Origin of the sequence: Streptomyces vastus, assembly GCF_039532825.1 — a bacterium.
In the GTDB taxonomy this organism is placed as follows: Bacteria; Actinomycetota; Actinomycetes; order Streptomycetales; family Streptomycetaceae; genus Streptomyces; species Streptomyces vastus.
In genome coordinates this window covers 202673-212856 of the sequence record NZ_BAAASJ010000104.1, presented here as the reverse complement: position 1 = coordinate 212856, position 10184 = coordinate 202673, and the positions used below count along the sequence as shown (strand labels likewise).

Genomic DNA, 10184 nt, shown 5'->3' with positions numbered 1-10184 from the left:
CGCCCCGGACCCCGTTTCGGGGTCGGGGGCCAGCCCCCGAACCCCCGCTCCTCAATCGCCGGAGGGGCTAACTTCACCTTGTCAGCCCGGGCCGGCATCAATCAGCCCGTCTGGGGGCACCTCCCAGCGGTAGCTGGGGGAGTTTGAGGACGAGGCCGCCAGGCCGATGGGGGTCTGGGGACGCAGCCCCCAGCGGGGCCCCGGGGCCGGCCCCGGGTTGGGACGAGTAAGGGCGGCGGGGGCGAGAAAACGCCGAAGGAGCCCCCCGCACCACGGATGGCAGGGAGCCCCTTCGGGTCGAGCAGTGACCGGAGGTCAGGAGGCCTTGGCCTTCTCCTCCGACTTGGCACGGGTCGGCGGGAGCTGGGCCTCGGCGGACTGGGCCACCTTGGGCGCCGGCTTGGCCGCCTCGTAGAACTCCTCGCGCGGAGTCTCGATGGCTCCGAGCGAGACGACCTCACGCTTGAGGAACACCGCGAGCGTCCAGTCGGCGAAGACCCGGATCTTGCGGTTCCACGTCGGCATCGCAAAGCCGTGATAGCTGCGGTGCATGTACCAGGCGAGCCGCCCCTTGAGCTTGATCTTCATCTTGCCCATGACGATCATTGCGACGCCCTTGTGGAGGCCGAGCCCGGCCACCGCGCCCTTGTTGGCGTGCGCGTACTCCTTCTGCGGGAAGCCCCGTATACCGGAGATCACGTTGTCGCCGAGGACCCGCGCCTGACGCAGCGCGTGCTGGGCGTTCGGCGGGCACCAGGCGTTCTCGACGCCGGCCTTGCGGGCGGCGACGTCCGGCACCTGGGCGTTGTCGCCGGCGGCCCAGATGTAGTCGGTGCCCTGGACCTGGAGGGTCGCCTGGGTGTCGACGTGACCGCGCGGGCCGAGCGGCAGACCGAAGCGGGAGAGGACCGGGTTCGGCTTGACGCCGGCCGTCCAGACGATCGTGCTGGAGTCGACCTCGAGGCCGTTCTTCAGCACGACGTGGCCGTCGACGCAGGAGTCCATGGAGGTCGACAGGTACACCTCGACCCCGCGGGACTCCAGGTGCTCCTTGCCGTACGCGCCGAGCTTCGGGCCGACCTCGGGGAGGATCTTGTCCGCGGCGTCGACGAGGATGAACCGCATGTCCTCACGGGACACGTTGGTGTAGTACTTGGCCGCGTCGCGGGCCATGTCCTCGACCTCGCCGATGGTCTCGGCACCGGCGAAGCCACCGCCGACGAAGACGAAGGTGAGCGCCTTGCGGCGGACCTCTTCGTCGTTCGTGGAGTCCGCCTTGTCGAGCTGCTCAAGCACGTGGTTGCGCAGGCCGATGGCCTCCTCGATGCCCTTCATGCCGATGCCCTGCTCGGCAAGGCCGGGGATCGGGAAGGTGCGGGAGACCGCGCCCATCGCGATGACGAGGTAGTCGAAAGGCAGCTCGTACGCCTCGCCCACGAGGGGGGCGATCGTGGCGACCTTGCGGTCCTGGTCGATGGTGGTGACCCGGCCGGTCAGAACTTCCGCCTTGGGCAGCACGCGTCGCAGCGGGACGACGACGTGCCGCGGCGAAATGCTGCCGGCGGCGGCTTCGGGGAGGAAGGGCTGGTAGGTCATGTACGACCGGGGGTCGACGACCGTGACGGTCGCCTCGCCGTAGCGCATCTTCTTCAGAATGCGCCGAGCTGCGTACAGGCCTACGTACCCACCGCCTACTACGAGGATCCTGGGACGCTCCGTGGTGCTCATGCCATCGAGTATCCACCCGCTTCAGGGGGGTAGCTCGTGCGCCCCTTCACAAGCTCGGTCGCACCCTCTGCTACACTGCCCGGCCCGCCTTCCCCGCCCCCTGCCTCAGCGGGGGGACCATGATGCGCTTTGGGGTGTTGTCAACACCGCGTGAGCTGCTCTTTGGGCCTGCGTCAGCGCTGAACCAGTCGCTCGCTTCCCCGCCTCCCCGCACCCCGGCAACGCCCTCGCGGACGCGCTTCGGAACCCCACACGGCTCCCAGCCCGCCTCGGACGTCAAAAACCTCCCCCAGCAGGGCCGATTTCCTTGTGAAGAAGTTCACGAACTTTCTAGGCGAGACGTTTCCGAGAGGCTTTCCGGGACCCCTCGGACGCGCTCATACGTTACCGAAACTGCTCAGGAGAGGCTACCCACGGGTAGCTTGGCGGCCTACTGAAGACCCTCTGCGGCCTTCCAAGCGATGCCGTCGAGGATTGCGCACGATCGCCATTCCCCAGACCCACTCCCGTGTACACGAAAATGAGTACACTAGACCCATGACAGAGAACACTGCGACCGTTCGGGAAGCCCGCGCCCATCTCGCCGACCACATCAACCGGGCCGAGGAAGGCATTCCGACGGTCATCACGCGCAACGGCGCTCCGGTGGCGGCCGTCGTTCCGATCGCGGACTTCGAAGCACTGGAGGAAGCGGCCGACGTGATGTTGGCGCGCGAAGCGGAAGCGGTCCTGGCCAAAGGCGGCCCCACCGTGACGATGGCCGAACTGCTGGCGGATCTGTTCACCGAGCATGACGACGAGGCGGCGTGAAATACGCCTTCCGGTTCACCACGGCGGCACAGCGGCAGCTTCGGGCCATCAGTCGGCAGGACGCCATGCGCGTCCTGACCGCACTGACCGCGCTCGGCGACGACCCGTACCGCGAGGACGCCGACATCAAGAAGCTCACCGGCCCGTCGGGGCTCTACCGGCTCCGGGTCGGAAGCTACCGGGTCGCCTACCAGATCAACGACGGTGAACTCGTCATCCTCGTCGTCAAAGTGGGCGACCGGCGGGACGCCTACCGCAACCTGTAGCGCCCCCCACCGCCGTACGGTCCCCGGGTCCGTCTCTCAACGCGGGTCGAGTGCCAAAGACCACCCGATGCCGTCCAGGATGTCGTGCTCACTCACGACGACCTCCTCCGCCCCGATCCGCTCCATGATCGAGAGGAGTACGAGGGCGCCTGCGCCGATGACGTCCACGCGGCCCGGGTGCATGGAGGGGATCGCGGCGCGCTCGGCGTGGGTGGAGCTCAGGAGGGACTCGGTGATCTCGCGGACGCGGGCGTACGGGACCCGGGAGTGGTGGATGGCGGCCGGGTCGTACGCCGGGAGGTTCTGCGCGATCGCCGACACCGTGGTGACAGAACCCGCAAGGCCGACCAGGGTGCGGGCCTCGCGCAGGGGCACGCTCTGCTCGACGAGGTCGAGGGCCGCCTCGATGTCGGCGCGAATGGCGCTGATCTGAGCGGGAGTCGGCGGATCGGCGACCACCGAGTCGTGCACGAGGTGGCGTTCCGTCATGCGTACACAGCCGATGTCGACCGAGCGTGCACCGCGTACGTGGTCGTCGCCGACGACGAACTCGGTGGAGCCGCCGCCGATGTCCACGACCAGGTAGGGCTTGGCGAGGTCCGCCCGGCCGCTCAGCTCCTTGGTCGCGCCCGTGAAGGAGAACTCCGCCTCCTTGTCACCGGTGATGACCTCGGGCTCGACGCCCAGGATGTCCAGGACGCCGCGTACGAACTCGTCGCGGTTCTCGGCGTCCCGGGAGGCGGAGGTCGCCACGAAACGGACACGCTCCGCTCCGTGTTCCTTGATGATCGCCGCGTACTCCTTGCAGGCGGCGAAGGTCCGCTCCAGCGCCTCGGGCGCGAGGCGGCCCGTCCGGTCGACGCCCTGGCCGAGCCGGACGATGGTCATCCGCCGGTCCAGGTCGACGAGTTCGCCCGTCGCAGGGTCCGCGTCGGCTACGAGGAGGCGGATGGAGTTCGTACCGCAGTCGACGGCGGCGACGCGTGTCACTTCTTGCCACCTTCCTCTTCCTCGGTTTCCTCAGTGCTGAAGAACCCGCCTCCGCTGGCGCCGAGCTTCACGATGTCCTCCTGGGACTGGGACGGCAGCACGCACGGCCCCTTCCACCACCACTCGGGCAGCATCGCGAGCGCCTCGTCGCCCAGCGGGTTCACTCCGGGGCCCGCGGCCAGGGAGTGGGCCACGAGCACGTGCAGGCACTTCACCCGGTCCGGCATGCCGCCCGCGCTGGGGAAGCCCTCCAGGACCTCGATGGCGTCGCGGCGGGCGAGGTAGTCCTCGTGGGCGGCGCGGTACGCGGCGGCCAGGTCGGGGTCGGCGGCCAGCCGCTCCGTCATCTCCTTCATGACGCCGTTCGCCTCGAGGGTGCCGATCGCGGAGGCGGCCCGGGGGCACGTCAGGTAGTACGTCGTCGGGAACGGCGTACCGTCCGGCAGCCGCGGCGCCGTCTCGACCACGTCGGGCTGACCGCACGGGCAACGGTGCGCGATCGCGCGCAGACCTCGCGGCGGGCGCCCGAGCTGCTGTTTGAAGGCCTCGACGTCCGCGTCGGTGGGCTCGGTTCGCGGAGTTGGAGGCGGGGGCGTGTCCATGGCTGTCTTTCTCATCGCATTCAGCATTCAGCATTCACTGGTCGGCGCGGTCGGCCTTGTCGACCCCGTCCCAGACATTGGCGTACCAGGGGCGGGCGGCCGCCCCTTGCGTCGTACGCGATTTCTTCGCCGCGTTCGGATCGATCACGATGTAGCCGGTCTCGCCCGGCTTCACGTAGTGCAGGCGCTCGCGGATCCGCTGCTCGGCGTACGCGTCGTCCTGCCAGCGTGCCTTGAGGTCGCGCAGCTGCTCGACCCGCGCACGGGCCTGCTCCCGCTCCTGCTGGAGTTCGGCGATCTCGGCGCGCTGGGAGACGTACTGCCGGGTCGGATATGCGAGGGCGACGACGAGGGTGCACAGGACGAGGGCGAGGAGCGCGGCCCGGCCGGTCAGCCGGGAGCGGCGGGCCTGGCGCCTGGTCTGGGAGCGGTAGACGCGCGCCGCCGTCTGCTCGCCGAGCAGCCGCAGCCTGGTCGCGGTGGAGAACCGGTCCCGGTCCTTCCCGGCCATGTCACCCGCCTCCCCTTCATACACGCGTACGTCCCCGCACACGGTACGGGACCGCATACGGGGACGTGGGCAAGGAAGTGCCTACAGGTGTAGGTCAGCCCTTGAAGCGGGGGAACGCCGAACGGCCCGCGTACACCGCGGCGTCGTCGAGGATCTCCTCGATGCGCAGCAGCTGGTTGTACTTGGCGACGCGGTCCGAGCGGGCCGGGGCGCCGGTCTTGATCTGGCCGCAGTTCACCGCGACGGCGAGGTCGGCGATGGTGACGTCCTCGGTCTCGCCGGAGCGGTGGGACATCATGCACTTGAAGCCGTTGCGCTGGGCCATCTCGACGGCGTCCAGGGTCTCGGTCAGCGAGCCGATCTGGTTGACCTTGACCAGCAGGGCGTTGGCGGAGCCCTCCTCGATACCGCGGGCGAGGCGCTCCGGGTTGGTGACGAAGAGGTCGTCGCCGACGATCTGGACCTTGTCGCCGATCTTGTCGGTGATGACCTTCCAGCCGGCCCAGTCGTCCTCGAACAGCGGGTCCTCGATGGAGACGAGCGGGTACGAGGCGACGAGTTCCTCGTAGTACTCCGTCATCTCGGCGGCCGAGCGCGACTTGCCCTCGAAGAGGTACGAGCCGTCCTTGTAGAACTCGGAGGCGGCGACGTCGAGCGCGAGGGCGACCTGCTCGCCGGGCTGGTAGCCGGCCTCCTTGATGGCCTCGATGATGAGGTCGAGGGCGGCGCGGTTGGACTCGAGGTTCGGGGCGAAGCCGCCCTCGTCGCCGAGGCCGGTGGACAGGCCCTTGGTCTTCAGCACCTTCTTGAGGGTGTGGTAGACCTCGGCGCCCCAGCGCAGTGCCTCGGAGAAGGACTCCGCGCCGATGGGGGCGATCATGAACTCCTGGATGTCCACATTCGAGTCGGCGTGCGAGCCGCCGTTCAGGATGTTCATCATCGGTACGGGCAGCAGGTGCGCGTTCGGCCCGCCCAGGTAACGGAACAGCGGGAGGTCGCTGGCCTCGGAGGCGGCGTGCGCGACGGCGAGGGAGACGCCGAGGATGGCGTTGGCGCCGAGCGAGCCCTTGTTGTCGGTGGCGTCCAGGTCGATCATGGCCTGGTCGATCAGCCGCTGCTCGGTGGCGTCGTAACCGACGAGCTCCGGGCCGAGCTGCTCGATGACGGCGAGGACCGCCTTCTCGACACCCTTGCCGAGGTAGCGGTTGGCGTCTCCGTCACGGAGTTCGACAGCCTCGAAGGCGCCCGTGGAGGCGCCGGACGGAACGGCGGCACGACCCGTGCTGCCGTCGTCGAGGCCGACCTCGACCTCGACCGTGGGATTGCCTCGGGAGTCCAGGATTTCCCGGGCTACGACGACGTCGATGGACGGCACGAGCATCTCCTTCTGGGATGTGACGCGGTTACGCGGGCCGCTGGGCCCGCACAGCGCGAAGCCGCGGCGGCTCCGCGAGGACGAGCCTAACCGGCTCCGGGCGATCGGCCAGCCGTCCGCCCCTCTCATGGACCGAACCGAGAGTAAATTGTTTCCGAACGGAACAAAAAGTCCCGCCCCAGTGCGTACGGGGGAACACGCACCGGGGCGGGACTGCTGGGGGCTCAGCCTCAGCCGCTCTGGGGGCCGGGCTTCAGCTGAGCCGGGGCTCAGTTCAGCTGAGGTGCAGCTGCTGGCCCGGGTAGATGACGTCCGCGTTGTCGACGATGTCGTCGTTCAGCTTGAACAGCTTCTGCCAGCCGCCCTTGACGTCGTTCTCCGTGGCGATCTCGCTGAGGGTGTCACCCTTGACGACCTTGTACTCGCCGTCACCCTTCTTGACCTTCTTGCCGGTCGGGGTGGTGACGGTCTTCTTGGCAGCCGGGCGGTCCGCGGAGCGGGAGGCGCGCTCCTCCTGGGCCGGGGCGCTCTGCTGCTGGGACTGCTGGGTGTTCTCCTGAGCGGCACCGGAGTCCGAGGAGCCGCCGCCGGTGTACGCGGCGCTCGACAGACCCTTGCCGCAGACCGGCCAGGCACCCTTGCCCTGGCCCGCGAGGACCTTCTCGGCGATCTCGATCTGCTGGGCCTTGGAGGCCTGGTCGGCGGTGGCGGCGTACTTCGTGCCGCCGTAGCCGGCCCAGGTGGAGGCGGAGAACTGCAGGCCGCCGTAGTAGCCGTTGCCGGTGTTGATGGACCAGTTGCCGCCCGACTCGCACTGGGCGACGGCGTCCCACTCGGAGGCGGTGGCGGCGGAGGCCGTACCCGACACCATCAGCGGGGCGGCGATGGCGGCACCGGTGACACCGGCGAGCGCGGCTATGCGGGTGGTCTTGGACGGGCGACGGTGCTTGCCCTTGCCGGAAAGCAGCATGAAGAGATCCCCTCACCGACGCCTACGAGGTGAGCTGTCGGGTTCGGGCCTGGTGAGTTGCCCGGCCGTGCGGATCGCTCCGCACGACTTCACCCCAAGCCGCACCTGGTCTCGACGACCGGGCCCGGCACTTACCTTGGGTCCCCCGCTCCTGCCTACGGCGCTTTACGCGACGACTGTTCCCGTACGGACGTTGGCAGGATTCGGCGTGACATCCGTCGGGGCCCGCTGTGGCGAGCGGTCACGACCGTAAACATGCGATCCGCCGAATTTCAAAGACGATCAGGGCCTTTGAGATCCATGTCTCACTTTCACCAAACCGGACATCCAGCCCGAACTGCCGCCACTTTTGGCCCGGTTCGGCACCTTGCACACCTCTCAGTCCGTGCCGAGTTCAAGGCGCTGACCGGGGAGGATGAGGTCCGGGTCGGCGCCGACAGTGCGCTTGTTCGCGGAGTACAACTCGGGCCATCCGCCTTGGAGGCCAAGGGAGTCGGCGATTGCCGAGAGGCTGTCTCCGGAACGGACGGTGTACGAGCCGTCCGCGACGCCCGCCGCATCGCGTGAGCCGCCGCCCGCACGCGAGGCATGCCGACCGCCGGAGTCGTCCGTACGGGAGGCATCGGCATCCTCTTCGGCGCCGCCACCGCGATGGCGGCCGGTGCCCTCATCTGTGTTCGTACTCTCACTCTCGCCGCTCGAAGAGTCGGCGTTCTGGCCGGAATTACCCGAGTCGCCCTCATTCGTCGCGCCCGTGGGCGGGCTGGGCGAGCTGTCGGGGCTCGGTGATTCGGCGGTGGAGTCGCCGCCGGAATCCTGCGAGGTACCGGTGGACGACCCGGACGTACCGGATGATCCCGAATCAGCGGATGTATCGGACGAGTCGGAACTACCGGATGAATCACCCTTTACGGGGTCGTCACTTGACGTCTGCCCCGAATCGGAGCCCGATCCGGAGTCCGCCTCGGTGGGCGAAGTGGGGGTAGGCGTGGGCGAGTCCTGCGCCAGGCCCGTGTCAACGTCGGCCGAGCCGGAGTTCTGCGTCAGGCCCGCGACCAGTCCACAGGTCGCCCAGGGGCTCGTCCCCTTGTCGGCGAGGATCTTCTCGGCGACGGCAATCTGCTGGGAGCGACTGGCCAGGTCGGCCCTCATCGCGTAGTCGAGACCGCCGTACTGCTCCCACTCCTCCTGGGTCACCTGGAGGCCGCCGTACTCCCCGTTGCCGGAGTTGGCGCTCCATGAGCCGCCGCTCTCGCACTCCGCGACCGCGTCCCAGGTCGCACCACTGGCGGCACTCGCGCCGCTCGCCGCGAGGAGGGGGATCGCGATGGCCGATCCGGTCACCCCTGCCGCCACAAAGAGAGCCGGCGCCTGACGGGGGCGACGGTGTCGACCGTTCCCGGAGAGCATGCGATTGCCTTTCGCGCGACAGTGTGTGACATGGGTGTGATCAGTGGGACTGCTGAGATCTACTTTCGCGTGAACCTAGTGGGACCCGATCACTTGTCACCAGTAGATGTAGCGCAGATCACGTGAAGATCACGGACTTGAGGGTTCGTCAGCTTTGAGCTGGGGGTTCGTCAGTTCTCAGTCGGGCTCCGCCGGCACTGAGACCGGCTGAAGAGGGGGTGAAGCTGACGGGCAAGGTCCGCAGGCCGCGCATGATGAGTCCCCCGCGCCACCGCAGGTCCGCCGAATCCACCGCGAGTTGCAGATCGGGGAGGCGGGAGAGGAGCGTCGCGAGTGCGGTCCGGCCCTCCAGCCGGGCGAGGGGTGCGCCGAGGCAGTAGTGGATGCCGTGCCCATAACCGAGGTGCTGGTTGTCGCGTCTGCCGAGGTCGAGGGTGTCGGGGTCGTCGAACCGCTCGGGGTCACGGTCGGCGGCGGCGAGTACGACGAGTACGGGATCGCCGACGGCGATGTGCTGCCCGCCGATGGTGACCGCCTCCGTCGCAAACCGCCAGGTGGCCAGCTCCACGGGGCCGTCGTACCGGAGGAGTTCCTCTACGCCGGTTTCGAGGAGGCCCGTTTCTCCGGCTGCCAGGGACTTCTGCAGCCGATGCCGCTGCTCGGGGTGCGTGAGCAGCGCATAGACCCCGTTACCCACCAAATTCACTGTGGTCTCAAATCCGGCGAACAGCAAGATAAAGGCCATGGCGGCGGCCTCGTTCTCGGTGAGGTGCTCGCCGTGGTCGGAGGCGCGGATGAGTCCGGAGATGAGGTCTTCACCGGGGGTGGCTTCGTCGGGGAGCGCTTCACGCTTGCGGTGGATGAGCTCGGCGAGATAGCCACGCATCTTTTTCACCGAGCGGGCCACGCCGCCGCGCGGTCCTCCCCCGTGCCGGATCATCATCCCCGCCCAGTCCCGGAAGTCGTCCTGGTCCTCGCGGGGGACGCCGAGCAGATCGCAGATCGCGTAGATGGGGAGCGGGAAGGCGAACTCGTGAATGAGATCGGCGCCGCCCCTGTCCGCGAACTGATCGATGAGCTGGTCGGCCAGCTCCTGTACGCGCGGCGCGAATTCGGCCACGCGGCGCGGGGTGAACGCCTTGGCCACCAGCCGCCGGAGCCGTGTGTGATCCGGCGGATCGATATTGAGCAGATGAGTCATCAACTCGGCCTTGCGCTCACCGGGGATACCCGTCTTGCCCTTGGCATGGGCGGGTTCGTCGTGGTGAGCGGGGTTCTTGCTGAGCCGCTGATCAGCGAGGGCCTGCTTGGCATCCGCGTACCGGGTGACCAGCCAGGCCTCTACTCCACTCGGGAGTCGGGTCTTGTGCACGGGGGCGTGCTCACGCAGCCAGGCGTACGCCGGGTAGGGGTCGGTGGCGAACTCCCAGGTGAAGAGTTCGGGGGGCGGGCCGGCGAGGGCGGCGCTCTGAGCAGGCGGCTGGTCGTGCATGCCTTTGACCGTAGCCGCCGCCCTGGCCGA

General features: G+C 68.5%; 10 protein-coding genes and 1 riboswitch. Of the genes, 2 read left to right on the top strand and 8 right to left on the bottom strand.

What is annotated here, in order from left to right; genetic code table 11:
- Nucleotides 1–315: 315 nt before the first annotated feature.
- Nucleotides 316–1728, bottom strand: a complete 1413-nt coding sequence (locus tag ABD357_RS33960) for an NAD(P)/FAD-dependent oxidoreductase (RefSeq protein ID WP_344395054.1) — start codon at nucleotides 1726–1728, stop codon at nucleotides 316–318.
- 537 nt (nucleotides 1729–2265) lie between these two features.
- Between ABD357_RS33960 and ABD357_RS33955 the strand changes: the two genes are divergently transcribed.
- Nucleotides 2266–2538 carry a type II toxin-antitoxin system Phd/YefM family antitoxin gene (locus tag ABD357_RS33955; protein ID WP_344395053.1) on the top strand — a complete coding sequence of 91 codons (273 nt, stop codon included), beginning with the start codon at nucleotides 2266–2268 and terminating at the stop codon, nucleotides 2536–2538.
- Nucleotides 2535–2804, top strand: coding sequence for a type II toxin-antitoxin system RelE family toxin (locus tag ABD357_RS33950; protein WP_344395052.1), 270 nt, complete (start codon nucleotides 2535–2537; stop codon nucleotides 2802–2804). Before ABD357_RS33955 ends, ABD357_RS33950 begins: the two co-directional genes overlap by 4 nt.
- Before the next feature lie 36 nt (nucleotides 2805–2840).
- Here ABD357_RS33950 and ABD357_RS33945 read toward each other — a convergent pair whose 3' ends face one another.
- From ABD357_RS33945 to ABD357_RS33915, 7 genes are all read right to left on the bottom strand, one after another.
- Entirely contained in the window at nucleotides 2841–3794 is a 954-nt protein-coding gene (locus tag ABD357_RS33945; protein ID WP_344395051.1) for a Ppx/GppA phosphatase family protein, read from the bottom strand.
- A complete protein-coding gene (locus ABD357_RS33940; protein WP_344395070.1) occupies nucleotides 3791–4396 on the bottom strand; it encodes a DUF501 domain-containing protein in 606 nt (201 codons plus the stop codon). Before ABD357_RS33940 ends, ABD357_RS33945 begins: the two co-directional genes overlap by 4 nt.
- A 34-nt stretch (nucleotides 4397–4430) precedes the next feature.
- On the bottom strand, nucleotides 4431–4907 hold the full coding sequence (locus tag ABD357_RS33935) for an FtsB family cell division protein (RefSeq protein ID WP_344395050.1): 477 nt from the start codon (nucleotides 4905–4907) through the stop codon (nucleotides 4431–4433).
- A 94-nt stretch (nucleotides 4908–5001) separates the two neighbouring features.
- Nucleotides 5002–6288, bottom strand: coding sequence for a phosphopyruvate hydratase (gene eno / locus ABD357_RS33930; protein ID WP_344395049.1), 1287 nt, complete (start codon nucleotides 6286–6288; stop codon nucleotides 5002–5004).
- A 268-nt stretch (nucleotides 6289–6556) separates the two neighbouring features.
- Nucleotides 6557–7252: a transglycosylase family protein gene (locus ABD357_RS33925; RefSeq protein WP_344395048.1), complete on the bottom strand. Its 696-nt coding sequence runs from the start codon at nucleotides 7250–7252 to the stop codon at nucleotides 6557–6559.
- A gap of 4 nt (nucleotides 7253–7256) precedes the next feature.
- Nucleotides 7257–7425, bottom strand: a riboswitch (cyclic di-AMP (ydaO/yuaA leader).
- Nucleotides 7426–7630: 205 nt separating this feature from the next.
- Nucleotides 7631–8596, bottom strand: coding sequence for a transglycosylase family protein (locus ABD357_RS33920; RefSeq protein WP_425585122.1), 966 nt, complete (start codon nucleotides 8594–8596; stop codon nucleotides 7631–7633).
- A 214-nt stretch (nucleotides 8597–8810) separates the two neighbouring features.
- A complete protein-coding gene (locus ABD357_RS33915) occupies nucleotides 8811–10154 on the bottom strand; it encodes a cytochrome P450 family protein (RefSeq protein ID WP_344395046.1) in 1344 nt (447 codons plus the stop codon).
- Nucleotides 10155–10184: the final 30 nt, after the last annotated feature.